The organism is Teredinibacter purpureus (assembly GCF_014217335.1).
Lineage (GTDB): Bacteria > Pseudomonadota > Gammaproteobacteria > Pseudomonadales > Cellvibrionaceae > Teredinibacter > Teredinibacter purpureus.
In genome coordinates, this window is the sequence record NZ_CP060092.1 from 425,682 (window position 1) to 442,461 (window position 16,780).

At 45.0% G+C, this 16,780-nt stretch carries 16 protein-coding genes; 5 read left to right on the forward strand and 11 right to left on the reverse strand.

The window, feature by feature from the left end; translation table 11 throughout:
* Positions 1-42: 42 nt before the first annotated feature.
* Complete coding sequence (locus tag H5647_RS01660; protein ID WP_045855801.1) at positions 43-1,251, reverse strand: pyridoxal-phosphate-dependent aminotransferase family protein; 1,209 nt, start codon at positions 1,249-1,251, stop codon at positions 43-45.
* A gap of 286 nt (positions 1,252-1,537) precedes the next feature.
* On the opposite strand from H5647_RS01660, the gene H5647_RS01665 reads away from it, so the two are divergent.
* Positions 1,538-2,515 carry a beta-ketoacyl-[acyl-carrier-protein] synthase family protein gene (locus H5647_RS01665; RefSeq protein WP_045855803.1) on the forward strand — a complete coding sequence of 326 codons (978 nt, stop codon included), beginning with the start codon at positions 1,538-1,540 and terminating at the stop codon, positions 2,513-2,515.
* On the opposite strand, the gene H5647_RS01670 is transcribed toward H5647_RS01665, so the two are convergent.
* The 9 genes from H5647_RS01670 to H5647_RS01710 all read right to left on the reverse strand — a co-directional run bounded on the left by H5647_RS01670 (position 2,512) and on the right by H5647_RS01710 (position 11,408).
* On the reverse strand, positions 2,512-3,504 hold the full coding sequence (locus H5647_RS01670) for a CapA family protein (protein WP_045855806.1): 993 nt from the start codon (positions 3,502-3,504) through the stop codon (positions 2,512-2,514). The genes H5647_RS01665 and H5647_RS01670 overlap by 4 nt on opposite strands.
* Positions 3,504-4,595 carry an MGDG synthase family glycosyltransferase gene (locus H5647_RS01675; RefSeq protein WP_045855808.1) on the reverse strand — a complete coding sequence of 364 codons (1,092 nt, stop codon included), beginning with the start codon at positions 4,593-4,595 and terminating at the stop codon, positions 3,504-3,506. The genes H5647_RS01670 and H5647_RS01675 overlap by 1 nt, the downstream gene beginning before the upstream one ends.
* A 23-nt stretch (positions 4,596-4,618) precedes the next feature.
* Entirely contained in the window at positions 4,619-5,734 is a 1,116-nt protein-coding gene (locus tag H5647_RS01680; RefSeq protein WP_045855810.1) for a radical SAM protein, read from the reverse strand.
* 36 nt (positions 5,735-5,770) lie between these two features.
* The gene (locus H5647_RS01685) at positions 5,771-6,727 is read right to left on the reverse strand and encodes an amidohydrolase family protein (RefSeq protein WP_052691811.1); all 957 of its coding nucleotides are present in this window, start codon (positions 6,725-6,727) and stop codon (positions 5,771-5,773) included.
* Complete coding sequence (locus H5647_RS01690) at positions 6,724-7,311, reverse strand: N-acyl amino acid synthase FeeM domain-containing protein (protein ID WP_045855812.1); 588 nt, start codon at positions 7,309-7,311, stop codon at positions 6,724-6,726. Before H5647_RS01690 ends, H5647_RS01685 begins: the two co-directional genes overlap by 4 nt.
* A 1-nt stretch (position 7,312) precedes the next feature.
* A complete protein-coding gene (locus tag H5647_RS01695; RefSeq protein ID WP_045855814.1) occupies positions 7,313-7,600 on the reverse strand; it encodes a hypothetical protein in 288 nt (95 codons plus the stop codon).
* A 63-nt stretch (positions 7,601-7,663) separates the two neighbouring features.
* Positions 7,664-9,214: an AMP-binding protein gene (locus H5647_RS01700; RefSeq protein WP_045855815.1), complete on the reverse strand. Its 1,551-nt coding sequence runs from the start codon at positions 9,212-9,214 to the stop codon at positions 7,664-7,666.
* A gap of 70 nt (positions 9,215-9,284) precedes the next feature.
* Positions 9,285-10,310, reverse strand: a complete 1,026-nt coding sequence (locus H5647_RS01705; protein WP_052691812.1) for a sulfite exporter TauE/SafE family protein — start codon at positions 10,308-10,310, stop codon at positions 9,285-9,287.
* Between the two features lie 651 nt (positions 10,311-10,961).
* Complete coding sequence (locus tag H5647_RS01710) at positions 10,962-11,408, reverse strand: MarR family winged helix-turn-helix transcriptional regulator (RefSeq protein WP_052691813.1); 447 nt, start codon at positions 11,406-11,408, stop codon at positions 10,962-10,964.
* A gap of 70 nt (positions 11,409-11,478) precedes the next feature.
* Here H5647_RS01710 and H5647_RS01715 point away from each other — a divergent pair, with 70 nt between their 5' ends.
* Together H5647_RS01715 and H5647_RS01720 are read left to right on the forward strand one after the other, a co-directional pair.
* Positions 11,479-12,108: a hypothetical protein gene (locus tag H5647_RS01715; protein ID WP_045855818.1), complete on the forward strand. Its 630-nt coding sequence runs from the start codon at positions 11,479-11,481 to the stop codon at positions 12,106-12,108.
* Positions 12,105-13,256, forward strand: coding sequence for an endo-1,4-beta-xylanase (locus H5647_RS01720; RefSeq protein WP_045855820.1), 1,152 nt, complete (start codon positions 12,105-12,107; stop codon positions 13,254-13,256). The genes H5647_RS01715 and H5647_RS01720 overlap by 4 nt, the downstream gene beginning before the upstream one ends.
* Before the next feature lie 149 nt (positions 13,257-13,405).
* Here H5647_RS01720 and H5647_RS01725 read toward each other — a convergent pair whose 3' ends face one another.
* On the reverse strand, positions 13,406-13,711 hold the full coding sequence (locus tag H5647_RS01725; RefSeq protein WP_045855822.1) for an isoamylase early set domain-containing protein: 306 nt from the start codon (positions 13,709-13,711) through the stop codon (positions 13,406-13,408).
* A gap of 338 nt (positions 13,712-14,049) precedes the next feature.
* Between H5647_RS01725 and H5647_RS01730 the strand changes: the two genes are divergently transcribed.
* Together H5647_RS01730 and recQ are read left to right on the forward strand one after the other, a co-directional pair.
* Positions 14,050-14,967 carry an aldo/keto reductase gene (locus tag H5647_RS01730; protein ID WP_045855824.1) on the forward strand — a complete coding sequence of 306 codons (918 nt, stop codon included), beginning with the start codon at positions 14,050-14,052 and terminating at the stop codon, positions 14,965-14,967.
* Positions 14,967-16,772 (forward strand): DNA helicase RecQ, encoded by a 1,806-nt coding sequence (recQ, locus tag H5647_RS01735; RefSeq protein ID WP_045855826.1) that lies wholly within the window; start codon positions 14,967-14,969, stop codon positions 16,770-16,772. The genes H5647_RS01730 and recQ overlap by 1 nt, the downstream gene beginning before the upstream one ends.
* Positions 16,773-16,780: the final 8 nt, after the last annotated feature.

Here is a 16,780-nt window from a genome sequence, read left to right on the forward strand (position 1 = left end):
GCCTAATAGAAATACGGCCCCTCAGCAACTCAAAAAATATCGTTAAAACGCCGTATGATTTGATAGTTCAGAAAAGCTACGCTCTAACTCTGCCATACCCATGGGTAAATCCACTTTCATGCCTTGAGCCGAAAAGGAGTTCCCTAGCGCGTGAAGTGTTCTAAATAAATTATGGCCTCGACACTGTTCGCCCATTTGCCCAATACGGACTATTGGCGCCCCAAAAGTGCCCGATATTTCAACCTTGTGCATGGTCGACATTTCATTGAGTAACATCTTACTATCTATGCCCTCCGGTACACGAATACCAACGACCGCGTTAAGACGGAATGCAGAAGGTACATACAATTCGACACCCATCGCCGCTATTCCGCTCTGCAATGAAAGTGAGCACACCCGGTGACGTTTATAGCGTAACTCTATCGTTTCTTCACACACCAGTTTAAGTGCTTCGTGCACCGCCAATATACCTGAGACAGGGGCCGTATAATGGTAGCCATCGTTATGCCAAAAATTATTGGCCAGTATCGCGTCGTAACACCATTGTGCTGGGCTCGCTTTGCGGGCAAGAATTTTTTCCCAGCTGCGCACAGAAAACGCAATTAAAGAAACACCGGGTATAGACGAAAGACCTTTTTGGCCACCGGTAATCAACACGTCGATATGCCATTCATCCATTGGCAACGGCATGGTACTCAGTGTACAAACACCGTCGACCACGGTAATAGTATTGCTCTCGTGAGCGAGCTTGCAGATAGCTTCTAGCTCGATATTACATACCGTAGAAGACGTTTCACCATGTACGATGGTTAACACATCGTAGTGTTTTTTTGCGAGCGCCTCTTTTACACGTTCAGCACTCACCGGTAACACGCCATCCTCCTCTAGAACAGTAACATCGCCACCGCAACGTCGGGCCATTTCGGCCATACGCTGGCTAAAGAAGCCGTTACATAAACATAGAACGCTGTCCCCCTTCTCGACAACATTACAAATGCCCATTTCCATTGTTGCAGAGCCTGGGCCCGACACACCAAAAACATGGGAAGAGCGGGTCTGAAAGACGTACTTGGACATCTCCTTAACCTGAGAAATAATTTTCGACATTGGCTCGCCAAGATGGTTTACCACTACGCTGTTCGCAGCAGCTACTCGGCTCGAGATGGGTACAGGGCCAGCCCCCATCATTAAGAGTGGTTCGCTCGGTAAAATGTCGCTAAGAGGGGTGGTAACGGGAGGAGGTATTGGCATTGTTCGATCCTAAATCGCCTATTAAATGGCTGTGTAATCCGGCGATTCTACCATATAATGCTAACGTTATAGCGAGCGCGAAAATCATCGAAAACTATTACGCTAGTTCGGCACAGCACAAAACAGACTACAATGCGTTCTCTAGAAGTCACACCCCTAGATTTTTCCCTCTGCGATGCTTTAAAAGGCTGTGCTTGGCCGCTATCCAGCACTCACCGCTCTTACCCTATCGCCTCGCAAACACACAATAATAAAAGCCCATTGTTCCAATATTCGAGACAGTAATATGACCACCCACCGCACACGATTTCTGGATATCGCCAAGCTCCCCTTCGATATCGATTTGGTTTCTCCGGCCTATAGCCTGGGGGAACGCAGCCTTAGTTTTAAGGATATTGAGAACTATCAAGCTACTGGCGATCAACTCAATATTGACTTCGATCGAGTCGCTCCAATTTTTGGCTGCTCTCAATTCTGGGCAACATCCCAAACCCCATTCGAGCTCGCTTTCGACAGCGCGAAGAAAACCCTATCCAGTGGTGACGTGGCTGCCGAAGAAATCGACATGGTAATGTTGTGTGGGAACGCATTCGTAGAGAAAGATGAAGAGCGTCTATTACGTAAAACTGGGCATTTCATCGCTTCTTTAGGCTGCGAAAAGGCAATGCCTGTAGGTGCGTCTTTACAAGCCTGTGCAACATTGATATCGGGCATAGAAACCGCAACGCTAATGCTAAACACCTACCCAGACGTTAACCATATTTTACTCGTGGGCGTTGATATCTCGGCCAGCGATCAAGAAAGATTAACCGGTTTTGGCTTGTTCAGTGATGCCGCATCCAGCTTTGTTTTATCCCGCACAACCAAAGGAATGGCCCAACGCCCACTAAAGGCAACAAACTTTATAGCCGCAGGTGAAGTAATGGCCGAACCAGACGCCGATAAAGCGGCGAAACAAGATGTAGTTACGCAACTACACACAACGCTATTTAATCAATTCAAACAAGATGCGAGCATTATTGAACGCGTATTTTCGGTCAATATTTTTAGGCCTTTTTTCGGGTTTTTAATGATGAAAACGGGCTTTAACAAACCGCAGTTTTATACCAAAAATTTAACCACAAAGGGACATAGCTGGAACTCTGACATCATCATCAACATGTGCGACTATTTTGACGATGACGTGCAGCCTAGAAAAGGCTATTTTCTACTTAGCTCGTTTACCTTTGGTCTAGGCGGGGCGGTAATTTTCGAAGTACGCTAGGGCATGGTGGAAAAGGGGAGATGGTCAACCACATCAATTAGAATTTCTCGTGATCCTATTTGTTTTGACTTTAAGCAGCCCAGCTCGGTCGAATAGAGCTTCATCTCTCCCACACTATTCGCACGTAGCTCAACGATAAGATAATGCCCATAGTGAAAAGTGGGCTTAATATCGCCACTCACCAAGTTACCTAAACTAAAGAAGCACGGCTTTTGTTCCCCTTGTACTTGAAAAATGGCATTTGCCTGAGGGTAATGGGAGTGGTGGCCGACAATCATATCAAACCGCTCACTGTATTGACGCGCACGGCGAATTGAATCCAGCCGTGGAAAAAGCTCCAGCTCATAGCCCCAATGCGGGTACATAATATTGAAGCCCTCTACTACCGCTTGGCTAGCAACATCATCACAGTTCGCTATAAAATCGCACGGCTGATTACTCCACTGAGTACCCGTTAGAATGTTAACCCCGTTATCAAGCTCAACACTAAAATTATCTTTTGTACCGAATATTCTAAAACCCAATTCCTGGTAGCGTGAACAGGCGTCTTTGAAAACAGCTTCGCCAAAATCTGCGGCATGATTATTAGCAACCGATAAATACGTTTTATTTAGCGGAAAACTTTTCGCAATAGCCTGTAACGTGTCGTACTCTATTCGCTGTTCACGCCCCAACCAAACACCCTTCGGCCTCGGCTCGTTGGTCGTCAATCCTTCAACATTAATGAAGTAAGCATCCGCATCACGTATAGCGGAGAGCAGCGAATCACCAAAACTTACCGCCTTATCAAAAGATGTCATACAGTCGCCAAGAAAAACCAACCGCTGGCACTTAATCAAAGACGTTAGAGAACGATCAAATAGTTTGCTACCAGAAAAATACCGCAAATTCCGGTCCGCAACCTTCGTTGATACGCCTCTTTCCGTTCTGAGTACCGTCGCAATTGTCTCCGACAATGAGTACGGCGTTGCAATTTTTCTGAATGCCACTATAGGCGCTCCTGTAGAAGCTCGAGAACCAGTGACGCAACACGGTAATTTGGCTGCGCGAGAGTGCGGAGCCGGTTGCGATTGCCTTGGTAATCGATATCTGTTCGTTGCACCGCACTCAAAAGTACGTGAATTTTATCGATCGATAGCCCTACGCCTTCTCTTTCTATATAGGTGACAATATCGCGTTCCTGCGGCATAACCTCGCGCGAGGTATCAACGAGCAGGGTCACATCCAAAGCCAAACACTCATACAGGGTCGCGGCCCCAACCTTGCCAAAGCTATACTGCGCTCGGCTATACAACGCTGCCATTTCTTTAGCCGATAACAACCCATAAACCTCAACGGAGCGATTGCCTGCATAACGTTGCTCTAGCGACTGATAGAGCGTGATGTTCCCACCACACACAATCCCGATTAAGCATTCCCTTGAAAGCGCATCAATCACACCCGTATCGGCGTAGCGAGCAACACCAGAAAAACCACAATTGATTACGAGTAACCGTTCTTTTACGCTGTTTTTCGAGCGCTGCGTGAACTCCCGCCGAATAGGATACTGAACGACACGCGTACTCGATTTTATTGCGCCTAATCGTAGAGATTCATCTACGTTATCCGAACTGGGACAAAGCTGGAGCGTAACATCGGGGTTTATCCAAGCATGCAAGAACTGTTTGAAAGGATCGGTATTGAAAACTAAAAAAGGCACGTTCTTAACCGTAAAAATATCATCGCATACTTGCTTTGGAATATGGTTAGTCATTGGGTAGACAGAGATAATAATATCTGGCGAGACACGCCGATAGAGTTCCGCTAGGTAGCCATATGTTTTCGTCTTAAACCCTTCAGCAATATGAGGCTTCGACCAATTGAGATAGCGTACATAGTACTTGTACGACCACGGACAGTATTTAACCATCGTATTGTAAAGCCAAACCATTGCTCGAGATAAACGATTCGATGCCACCACTGGGTCGTCCAAAGTAACCATAATATTCGCTTCAGCGCTAGCCAACAGCTCTTGCTCTATTGCGGCCGCGGCGGAGTAATGCCCACGGCCTGCAGAGGAGTATAAAATCAGAACGTTCATATAGAATAGAGAGGCCTTGGCATTTAAGCCGTTTCTAAATGTGGCTGGAACCGGCTAAATATTTCAAACAGCTCGCTCTCACGGTGCTCAGGCAGGGAGAATGGAATAGACGGCCCCAAGTATTCTGTTTCATGGGTACACGGAAAATGTTCGCATACTTCTACCGCCTTTCGCTCTGTATCCATGGCCTCTGAGTAGAATATTTTCTTAAAGTCATAGTCGTTGTCCCGCAGTTTTGCCACTTCTTTTCGCACTTCACACGAGTAGATACCGCCCATATTATCGAACAACACAGAAGCCTTACCTGCAACACAAGGCATATAGACTTCACCACTTTTCAATGTATCGTAGATTATGCGATACATTAATAGCTGTGACGACTTAAATAATGCGGATAGGTAATCTTTTGGCTTGGCCGTTTTGTATACCCAATCTTCAATGCGCTGTGTGTAGTGCCGATAGTTCTCAAGACTAATATCGCTCTTAATATCTTTGTCCCACTGCTCTTGCCGAACATACAGAACCCCTATATGCGAGGCCTCCATTGTATTCGTAAATAGGTCATACATATCATCGAGCTGTTCATGATTATATTTATTGACCACAGACGACAGCTCAACCGATAAATTTGGGTATTGGCTTTCTAGCTTCTTGGCCTTTTCCCACGTTACCATTAATTTATCGAAAGATTTACGTTTTTCGTGATCGCGAATAAAGTCATGCGTATCCTTAACGCCATCTACAGAAAATACCAAGGAGTAATTAATATCCGTTTCCGCAACTAGCTGCTCTACCTTAGGTATTGTTTGCCGCCATGCGTAGCCATTTGTCGATAGTCCAATTTTAGAAACGTTGTTATTCTTAATGAATAGCTTAACTATGTCTGTTAGATCTTTTTTTAGAAAGGGTTCGCCACCACACACCATCATCATGCCGATGCGGCCCATAGAGTCCGATATTTTCTTATACTCATCGAAGCTAAGATCTACATTTTCCTTAATATTGTTTGTACTATCGGCAGCAAAACAATGACGACAATTAAGGTTACAGGTATTCGTCACCAGAAGATGGATAAGCGGCGGATCAAAAAGCTCACCTTTCTTAAACTTTTCTTTCAGGCCAAGATAGTATTCAATCATTTTACGCTCCACTTTTTATATTTATATTTATATTTTTCATCTAAAGGAAACTAATCTTCTTATATTGCCAGACAAAATCATTTCTCTTTCGTTAAACGGAAGAGAGGAAAACGCACAGCCATGCGTCTGCAACGTGTTATAGAAACACCCCTGTGTTTTAGTAGCACTAAAAACGGGCCAATCTGTTCCATAGATTATTTTATGGTTAATCCCCATCATGAATATTTCCTGGTACGACGCTATAACCTGTTCGTTATATATCACAGATTGCATACCGCTAAGATCTAAGTAAACATTCGGTAGATTTCTGGCATACATCACACAATCACGAACATGATGAATTGCTCCGTGGGCCAATATAAAATTTACTGACGGAAATTTTATTGCAGCATTTGCGACTAAATCCGGCGTTGCAAAACAATGGCCAAGCGTAGGCGAGGTTGACCCAATATGAATCAATACAGGCAGGCCATTTGAATGACAACACTCGTAGAAGGGATTAAAACGTTCGTCGTCAGGCGCGACCCCACAAGGCGGGTAGATCTTTAACCCTTTACACATTTTATTTTCAACGGCATCTAAGAAAATGTCGAATGCATGTTTCCCGTGCCGAGGATCCACTCCCGCAAAATACTCAAATCGGGTATCCATAAGAACCAATTCATGATGGCGGTCAATCATACTCTCGATTGTCGTCGATGCATCATCAAGGCAATAGGTAAAATCTGGCAAAAGAATCAGTGCGTTTTTAATTCGCGAAGTAGACAAATACCGTTCTAGACGCACATATTCTGCATCATCAAAAGTTTTGCACAGCTGCTTACTTAACAGTTTTTTAGGTACCGTGTAGTTGTCTGCTTTTAGACGTTCCGAGACGTTTCGCCCAATACCGTCAACAAATGACTTAGGTGTAAACTCTAAAGATGACAAATGTAGGTGTCCATCAACCACCTCTATTTTCTTAGTGCCTTTACTATCAGGCTGGCTATTCATAACTGCATTATGCCCATTTTATGAACCAATCCGCCGAATGGGCCAGAATGATTTTCATAGACAAACTCATTCGTACCTACCTGAAACCCCATTTTCCTGAAATAGACTTGTTTACTATCAAGCGCATGAAAAAATATTACAATATATTGAATATTTTCTTTTTTTCCGTACTGTTTTGCATAGTTAAATAGCCTAGCCGTTACCGTAGGAGAAATATTACCTGTTTTTACAATGAGCTTTGAAACTTCGGCAATTCGATAATTATCCGTTAACAACGACAAGTCTATATAGGAAGACGCCTCTAATTGGACATTCGTCGAGAATCTCGCTCGCAAAGTACCAACAATATTGCCTTCTTTTCGTGCAATAAAGTGAACGGCTTTCTCGTCATATTCGTCAACAATTTTTCTGGTGGGAAATAGCGTACTCTTATCTTCGCAAGAATAGGTTTCATAACGAAACACCGATATCTCGTCAATAATATGTGCATCACCCTTGGAACATTCGAAAGTGTAGGTCGCGCCATCTTTTTGCCCACGACTATGCGTCGACACTCCCTCAACGGTACAGTCTTCAGCTATCACGTTAAGCGTTCTCCGCAGCTAGAATCTCTATTATTTCACTTAACTGACAGTCTGGGCTCAACTCATATATCTCATCAGGAAGATCGTCTTCGAACGTTGCCTCTAATCGAGATAACATTAAAATGACCATCAATGAATTTGCCTCTAGGTCAGATCCTAATCGCGACGCCACTGTTACGTCTCGGTCAATATTATACGAAGCCAAAATCGCAGAGACCTCGACCAAAACCAACTGGGTTAACTCATTTTTATTCATACGCACACTCATCATACGATCCATTAATTGCATTAATAGATTGCCTTACACTATGTTTTACCGATCAGCATTTTCTATAGACTCTTGAAGGGCGCTCTATTCACTTTTTACTGTATAGCGGTCTATGTCCGCTGATGAAAAATATCCTCTGTTGATCTTCATATTTCTCGTAAACATATCATCCGATATATCGGGCTCCCGCAGTACTGCGAATTGCCTAACCATAAATCCGTGCGACCTCTTTCTATTTTCACGCATGACGATTAAGTTTAATTCGCTATCACTTAACGCTTTATCGTATAAGCCGACGTAGAGCATTAATGAATCGTCTTTCATTTCAATGACGCACCACCGGCAACCAATCGCTTCAACAAATTCGGCTTCTATCACTTCAGGAGAAACTTTTCGGCCGTCAGGGGCAACAATTAAAAAATCTTTCCGCCCTATAAAATCAATGTTTCCAGAAGAGTTTCGCCTACCAAGATCACCGGTATGCAATACCCCTCCTTTATACACGGGGTATTCACTCATATCCGCGAGGTTGATATAGGCGACGGCTAAGGGATAGTCCTGCGTAATGAGTATTTCGCTAGTGTCATTATCTAGATATATTTCGCAAGATTTAGGTATTACGTGCCCAAGCGATAACGGATCCCTCGCTCCCCTCACGTTTGCCGTTATAGGCCCTGTTTCGATTAGACCGTACGCATTAATCAAGGGAAACCCCAGCGCTTGAAAAAACTGCACAGTTGATTCTTTTGTTGGCGCCATTCCCGTCCATAAATATGCGCAACACGGCTTGAATATCTTGTATAACTCGGAAAAAAATAGTTTTTTAACGAAGGGCAGTCGAATGAGGCCCGTATTTTTAGAAAAATTAAAGAGCTTTTTCGCCAAGGGCCTGGCCGATATACCTTGATTAAACAAGTTTTCAAAATTCTCCCACATCAATGGGGGCGCCATAAGACCCGTAAACGGGTATTCGCTCAGCGCTTTAAAAGTGTGCCGCTCGTCGACAACCAACATATTGATATTATTCACGAGGCAGTAGTACATCAAGATCTTCTGTTGGAAGAAGGAAAAATGCATGAAGAGTATCGTGCTATTATGGTTTCCCGAGGGAAATACAGATGACATGCATTTTATTATCTCTATTAATCCTTTAGCGCTAACTTTTATGCCTTTTAAACTTCCTGTACTGCCACTCGAAAATATGACAGAAAATACATCTTCGCTATCGATATTTTTCTCTACAGGAAAAACCTCACCGACAAACTCCAACGACGTTATATTGAGTATTGGCGCATTCTTACTCAATACTTTTTTGAATTCTGAACGACCACAAAGAACAACCGAGCATTTGAACTTATCGCATAGTTCAGCCACATTATTGTTGTAGTATTCACGCGGAAACCCTACCGTAATACACTGAAGCTGAGTAATTGCACATTCGGCCACAATACTCTCGATACCGTTTTTGCACATTACGCCAATTCGCGCTTTATCTTTCACCCCAAGGCTGAGCAACTTTAGCTTTAATCGATCAACTTTATTTTGTAACTCTTCTTTGCTGACTGATTTTATTTCGCCTTTTTGTACAAAGGAAAAAACACTTGATGAGTGCTGCAAGAAATTGTTTCTTTCCATTATCTATACAACCTATAACTGCCCACTTTGTGACATAGAACGTAACGGCCTATTGATACTGCCTTACTGCTCAAGAAATGATACTGTGTTTGCCAACGAGATATTTTTTATCTGAGAATAACGCGTAAAAAATCGATATATTTAATGCCAGTGCAATAAAGCCGATTATCACTAAATTTACAGTAAAAGGTATAATAAGCACTGTTGTCACAAATTCTATTGCTATTAGCGCCAGCAAAAACATCACTATTCGGTCTCGATCTAGTCGGCTACAAAGATAAGCACCAAGAGGCGCGCCTATCACAACAATTGGCACTGCCGATAACCAGTAGTTGTAGACGGTTTCACCAACACCATCCCCAAATAAATGTATAAAAACTACGCCAATAAGTGCGTTTATTGCCATCAAAATCACCGACGTGGGTGTGGCTATTTTTTCATCTAACTTTAAGTACAAAACAATAAAGGAGAAGGATATTATATCTATCCCATTGCCGACTAACCCGCTAACTATGCCGCCCAGAAAACCTACGAAGTAAAGCGACAACAGTGATTTTCGGTCAATAAAATTTACGGTCGAGTGCCTGCCATAGGGTTTTGAATTGAGAATATAAAGCGTTACAGCGAAACTAGTAACAAGCACTGTAAACAGGATTTTGATAACGACAGGAGAAAAAATATGAGCAACATAGAACAAGCCGAACGCAATACCAACTGCACCACCCACGCTAACTCTAACAATTATATTCCACTGAACTTTTGTTCCGAGTAGTACAATCAAAATGCTTGCCGCTGTCATCCCTACACTTTGAATGGCTAAGGAAAATAGTTTTGCATCGGAAGGCGATACATTCAGTATCTTGGTAAATACGGGAAACGCGATGGCTCCCCCACCCTCGCTAGTTGCTCCAGCGATAAATGATCCGAAAACCATGGTGAGTGACACTTGCCAATACTCCTGCACAATAGATAGTGCACGCTCCACACCCAACGAATGCATCCACAGAAACCAGACTACAATAATTAGTGCGCCTTGCACCCAATAGGCTCGTCGATTACCGCCCGCAACAACTTCCTTAAAGATTGAGAATGACATATCAACTCTTTTTATTATTATTCTATACAGAGAAAAAGTTAACACAGACATAAAACTATTTTCCGTTGAGATACTAGAGCCATGGAAAACCCTTGTAAATAGAGACTTATGTAAACCACTCGATTTTATCAGACAATTTACGCAGCACTTAATCAGATCTTATTACTACGCATCCGCCCAAAAAATACATTGCACCCATTAATGCCTACCCACCCGTATAGACATAAAACTGTTCTGTAAATTACAACCATAAAACGTTACAAGAATTAAAGGCGAAGGTACCCAGAGTTAAAATTAGCTGGACGCTATTATTAATAATTGCTCGACCCGATAATGCCGACACTAACGTCGACGATGCCGCATTCATCAATACGGCGTAAGCGGAAGTATTGTAGATAATTTATTTTATGAAGGGGTTAACACGGAGATATTGCGGGTAACGATCTATAGTTCACTGTCAGTATTGCGACTAAAGGTTTCGTTAAAGAAGTTGTGCTCATGACGCACATTATTCGCAGCAACAGCGTATGCATCGGCTAGATGCTATTCGTCATAGCGTTGCGCAAATACACGCTCGATAAAAATGCAGCTTAATGGACCCTTATGCTTTTCGTACGGCAGCGCTCTATTAGCATTGCCTTGACGGCACGATCACTCACTCGCCACCAGCGCCGCCACAGGTACTTCGAGCAGTGTATTTAATAGCGCTAGCTCCTCGGGTTCCAGCCCTTTAAATGCTTGATGCAATATCGGCAAGCAGCGAACCCGAGCTTCCATTAATCGCGCTAGGCCTTGCTCGGTTATATACAGGTGGGTCACACGCGCATCGCTCTCGTCTTTTTCTCGACGAAGCAGCGCCGCCATAACCATCGCTTTCACCGCTTTGGTTACCGCAGGCTGGTTCATTTTCATAGACTCGGCTAAATGGCTGATGGTTTCTGCTGTTTCAGGCTGCCATGAAAAATGCGTCAACAAGGACATTTGCGTCATGTTCAGGCCGAGTGGTTCAAGCACTCGGTTAAAACGGCCAGAGAGCTGCTGATAACAGATGGCTAACCGGTGGATAGTGCTGCCTAGAAGTTCATTATGGCTTTTCATGGCAACATCTTGACATACATTCCTAGGAATGCAAATATACATTCCACGGAATATAACTAAAGGAACTCTCATGACGTCGTTATTTACGCGCTATAAAGCTAGCCTACAAAACTTTGCGCTCCAGCGCTTTTCGATTACCGGCTGGTGGCTACTCGCTGCCCTCGCTTATGCCATTGCACGTCTACTGCAATTCTGGCTAGACGGCTCTTATGCGGCCAGTCGGTTTCCCGTGCCATTTTTTGTTGGTCAAACAACCTTTGATGCCATCGAGCTTAAGGGGTACTTTGCTGTACTTGTCCAGCAAGGAACACTCGGTATTTTTGCCCGTACACAGATAATCGATTACGCCTTTATGGCGGGAACCTTTGTATCGTTTTATTGCCTTGCCAGCGCGTTAATGCGCACAGTTAAAAGGGTGTTTAGCGGCCGGGTGATGCGCTCCATTGCACTGGTATTTGTTTGGCTCTCCCCACTGGCCGCCGTAATGGATGCTTTAGAAAATGCCGTTTCATTTGTAATGCTAGCCAATCCGCTGGGCTTCTATGACTGGCTGGTTTACCCTTACTCCAGTTTTGCAGTCATTAAATTTGCGTTATTCGCCCTCACTTATTGTTGGGCAATCGTGGCCTTGGCTAGCTGCCTGCTTGCGGGCTTTGCGTCTCTATTTTTTCGTTCTACCGAACAGGGTGTTGCTAAATGAATACGACCGCTATCACGATAAAGAAATGGGGCCTACGCGTCGTTGTAACGCTAACCGTGCTGGCGGTTCTCACCGCCATTACCTACGGAATACTAATGCGACCGCTGATGTTCGAGCGTCATTACCTTAGCCAAGCGTCAGAACTGCTCGATGTGCGGGCTCAGGCAGAGCGCAATAACATTTTTATAGGAGCGAGTACGGATGACCTTTCGAGCCTTACTAGCAGCCACTTTACGCACAGTTTTAATTCAACAACGCCTACCAACCTGCTGAAACTTGGCCACCTTTTGGACGATGCCGATACGCTACACTACGATTTCTCCGCCGCCGATACTTTCGTTAATCAGGCTATTAACGGCCATCACCGGGTACGCGGTCATACACTTGTGTGGGGAAGGCTTTCCGATACTTATCAATCGCCGAACCTGCAACGCTGGCTCGATCAGTTTTCGACCACTGAACAACAGAAAGAAAAACTACAGAACTTGTTGGACAATCATCTCGTGCAAGTTCTCACGCAATTTAAAGGCCGCATCCATCAGTGGGATGTGGTAAATGAGCCTTTAAAGTTATTAGGCAACGGAGAATTCGAGGACGACGTATTTTACCGTTATTTTGGCGAGCACTATATTGAATGGGCGTTTAACCGAGCCCATGAGTTAGACCCATCACTAAAACTGTTTATCAACGAGCAGTTACACAATTACACGAGTAAAAAAGCACAAGCGTTCTACACACTGGTGGCGCGGCTAGTAAAGCAAGGCGTTCCCATTCATGGCGTGGGGCTACAACATCACATGTTATTTTTTCTCGAATCACCCGAAGCAACCCGCGCCTATTTAGCGAAGTTCGCAACGCTTGGCATTAAGGTAGAAATAACAGAGCTGGATGCACGGCTACGATTATTTAAAAATGAAAACGACCCCTATAAAGCACAGGGTGAATACTATCGCGATATTGTCGGCGCGTGTCTCGACGTTAGCGCCTGTAGCGGCGTAACATTTTGGGGGGTTAACGATAAAGATAGCTGGCATGATGAGCTCGGCTACATGTTCGCCAAACCGAATGAACCCTATTTGTTTGATGAGAACAATATTGCTAAGCCCGGCGTAGCGTTACTTTATGATTTGCTCAACCAACAACTTTAGGTGTGTGTCGATCAAAATTCCTGCACTAAACTGCGCTAAAGCGCGTTACGCGGCTAGGGTTGCTTTTCTACCCTAGCCGTTTACCTTGACTCGTCCGCCCCGCAATAGAGGGGCGGAGCTCTCAAGCAAAGTGCAACACAAACTCTTTGCTACACCACCACAACAGAATTATCAGCGCCACAAACATTGGGCACGTATTTATCCGCGTCGTAATCGTTCTCCCAACGCTCACCATCCAGCACATACCGGTACTCATATTCCTGACCTGTCGCCAAATCGATAGTCGTGGCATAGGAACCGTCTTTTTGTTTTTTCAGCAGCGCACTCGAAAAATCCCAGCCATTAAATTCTCCGGCGAGATAAATCTTTTTAGCAGATTCCGTAAGAGGATCTGGCGCAATAAATTTTACTTTGCAAACAGGCTTGGATTTCAAATAACGTTTATCTAGGCTCATACCAAAACTCCATGGTCAAAAAAGAGGGCAACGCGAACAGTATTTCTATATCCAATACGATAATACAGAGTGTTAGACAGGTTTCCCCAAAAATCAAAATAGCGGCGCATAAAAGAGGGAAACTGTCACTTATAGCGCCCTCACAACGTACGAGCAATTTTTTTGCCAACTCTTGATTTTAAACCAATGTGCCACCTGTACATGCAACGCTGCCCGTAGTCACACGGCTACCATCGAACCTTCAGGTAGCCACACACAACTTACACGTATGATTTGCGTGCACCTCACGCGTTCACTGTTACAATAATGCCCCACTTTTAAACACCTAAGGCTTCCCCATGTCTGTATCTCGTATTGCTATGTGCCCTGAAGGGCCAGAAGTCTCTCGCTTTATCGCCGGTTTCTGGCGGCTAAACCACTGGAACATGAGTGACCAGGCGGTATTGACCTTTATTGAGCAATATCTTGAACGCGGGGTCACCACCGTCGATCACGCAATGGTCTACCGCAGTGAAGAACCCTTCGGCCGCGCCTTAAAACTACAACCCGCCCTCCGGCAATCGCTAGAGATTATTTCTAAATGCGGTATCCGGCCTTGCGGATTTGGCCCTCTCGGTGCGCAAGCGGTAAACCATTACGACAGCAGCAAGGCCCACATCATTGCATCAGCAGAGGCGTCCCTGCGAGATCTCGGCACAGACTACCTCGACGTCCTCCTCATTCATCGCCCCGATTATTTGATGAACGCCGATGAAGTAGCCGAGGCTTTTCTTGCGCTAAAAAAAGCCGGCAAAGTAAAGCACTTCGGTGTATCCAATTTCACCACTGCACAATTTGAACTGCTACAGCAATCAGTAAAAAGTTTTGCCCCCGAGGGCCTCGTAACCAATCAAATTGAATTTTCGCCCTATCATTTAGAGGCTCTCGACAGCGGCATATTTGAGCAATGCGGTCGCCACAAAATAGCGCCCATGCTTTGGTCTTGCTTGGCTGGCGGGCAATTACTGCAACCCGACACCGAAAAAGGTAAGCGCCTGATACAAGCACTTACAAACGTTGCGGGCGAACTCGGGCTCACACAGTTAGAACCCGTTATTTATGCCTGGGTATTAACACTCCCTTACAACTGCTTACCACTATTAGGTACCAGTAAAATCGAACGGGTCGACAGTGCACTGCAAGCCAACGAACTCACGCTTAATAGAGAGCAGTGGTATCGTATATGGGAAGCCTCAAAAGGACACGCCGTACCCTAATGTCTGATACCCCCTTACATATTCTGCAACATACCTTCGGTTACGATAATTTCCGGGCACCGCAAGACCGTATTATCGACTGCTTATGTGAGGGCGGTGATGCCCTCGTCATTATGCCGACCGGCGGTGGTAAATCGCTATGCTATCAAATTCCCGCACTAGCACGTGACGGTGTTGGTGTGGTTATTTCACCGCTAATCGCCTTAATGCAAGATCAAGTTAGCGCCCTACGCGAACTCGGCGTTAATGCAGGGTTTTTAAACTCTACGCAAGATTGGGAAACCGTTCGCGAAACCGAAAACGCGATACGGCGCGGGGAATTAGACTTGGTCTATATCGCGCCCGAAAGGTTGAAGCAAGACCGTACACTCGAACTACTACAACAATCCCCTATTGCTTTATTTGCTATCGACGAAGCCCACTGTGTCGCTCAATGGGGGCACGATTTTCGCTCCGATTATTTAAAGCTTAATATTTTGCACGAAATGTTCCCCACCGTGCCGCGTGTGGCACTCACCGCAACCGCCGACGAGCGCACCCGCGCCGAAATAATTGAACGACTAAATCTTCACACCGCTGAGCAATTTCTGAGCGGTTTCGACAGACCTAATATTCAGTATCGCATTCAGCAAAAAAACAAACCGCGCAATCAACTGTTACATTTTTTGCGGAACGAACAGCAAGGTAACGTTGGCGTTATTTATTGTCTCTCGCGTAAAAAAGTGGAAGATACTGCCGAATGGCTTGCCCAACAGGGGTTTAATGCCCTTCCCTATCATGCAGGCTTGAGCGCCAGCCTTCGCGAAAAAAATCAAACACGTTTTTTACGGGAAGATAATATTATTATCGTCGCCACGATTGCCTTCGGCATGGGGATTGATAAGCCCGACGTGCGCTTTGTGGTGCATTTAGACTTACCTAAAAGTATAGAAGCCTATTACCAAGAAACCGGCCGCGCGGGTCGCGATGGCGATGCGTCGACGGCATTACTACTCTACGGCCTAGAAGATATCGTAAAACTACGGCAGATGATGGAAGGCTCCGACGGTAACGAACAATTTAAACGTCACGAGCAACAACGCTTAAACGCCATGCTAGGCCTATGTGAAATAACCACCTGCCGCCGCCAGGTGCTGCTGCGCTATTTTGGCGACGACCTTCCTGAACCTTGCGGTAATTGCGACAACTGCATAGATGCGCCCGACACATGGAATGCCAGTGAGGCCGTGCAAATGGCATTAAGTGCCGTGTACCGAAGCGATCAACGTTTTGGCGCAGGACAAATTATTGATATTTTGCGCGGTGCGGATACCGAAAAAATCCGTCAGTTTAGTCACAATCAACTCTCTACATACGGCATTGGCAGCAAATTGTCCGTCAACGAATGGCGCTCTATTTTTAGGCAATTAATTGCCCGCGGCCTATTAGGGGTCGACCACGAAGGCTACGGCGCCCTCAAACTTACGGAAGCCTGCCGCCCTATCTTACGAGGTGAAGACACTATTCAATTGCGGCGCGATACCGCACCGCTCAAAACGGCCTCTATTCGCAAAAAAGTATTGGACGTTGCAGAAGAAGATATGGGCTTATGGAATGCACTACGACAATGCCGGAAAGAACTTGCAGAAGAACACGGCGTGCCTCCCTACGTTATCTTTCACGATGCAACGCTAAAAGAGATGGTAGAAAAGCGACCGCTCAATGATCACGAATTACTGTGCGTTTCAGGCATTGGCGATCGAAAACTCGAACAGTTTGGTGAGGCATTTATAGAGGTGATTCACGAATTCGAATATCAACAATAAAGAGCCAC

Bases quoted from the DNA above. Each gene is read 5' to 3' on its own strand.
- H5647_RS01660 (WP_045855801.1), bottom strand. From the start codon at position 1,251: ATGCCAATACCTCCTCCCGTTACCACCCCTCTTAGCGACATTTTACCG.
- H5647_RS01665 (WP_045855803.1), top strand. From the start codon at position 1,538: ATGACCACCCACCGCACACGATTTCTGGATATCGCCAAGCTCCCCTTC.
- H5647_RS01675 (WP_045855808.1), bottom strand. From the start codon at position 4,595: ATGAACGTTCTGATTTTATACTCCTCTGCAGGCCGTGGGCATTACTCC.
- H5647_RS01680 (WP_045855810.1), bottom strand. From the start codon at position 5,734: ATGATTGAATACTATCTTGGCCTGAAAGAAAAGTTTAAGAAAGGTGAG.
- H5647_RS01685 (WP_052691811.1), bottom strand. From the start codon at position 6,727: ATGAATAGCCAGCCTGATAGTAAAGGCACTAAGAAAATAGAGGTGGTT.
- H5647_RS01695 (WP_045855814.1), bottom strand. From the start codon at position 7,600: ATGCAATTAATGGATCGTATGATGAGTGTGCGTATGAATAAAAATGAG.
- H5647_RS01700 (WP_045855815.1), bottom strand. From the start codon at position 9,214: ATGGAAAGAAACAATTTCTTGCAGCACTCATCAAGTGTTTTTTCCTTT.
- H5647_RS01705 (WP_052691812.1), bottom strand. From the start codon at position 10,310: ATGTCATTCTCAATCTTTAAGGAAGTTGTTGCGGGCGGTAATCGACGA.
- H5647_RS01710 (WP_052691813.1), bottom strand. From the start codon at position 11,408: ATGAAAAGCCATAATGAACTTCTAGGCAGCACTATCCACCGGTTAGCC.
- H5647_RS01715 (WP_045855818.1), top strand. From the start codon at position 11,479: ATGACGTCGTTATTTACGCGCTATAAAGCTAGCCTACAAAACTTTGCG.
- H5647_RS01720 (WP_045855820.1), top strand. From the start codon at position 12,105: ATGAATACGACCGCTATCACGATAAAGAAATGGGGCCTACGCGTCGTT.
- H5647_RS01725 (WP_045855822.1), bottom strand. From the start codon at position 13,711: ATGAGCCTAGATAAACGTTATTTGAAATCCAAGCCTGTTTGCAAAGTA.
- H5647_RS01730 (WP_045855824.1), top strand. From the start codon at position 14,050: ATGTCTGTATCTCGTATTGCTATGTGCCCTGAAGGGCCAGAAGTCTCT.
- recQ (WP_045855826.1), top strand. From the start codon at position 14,967: ATGTCTGATACCCCCTTACATATTCTGCAACATACCTTCGGTTACGAT.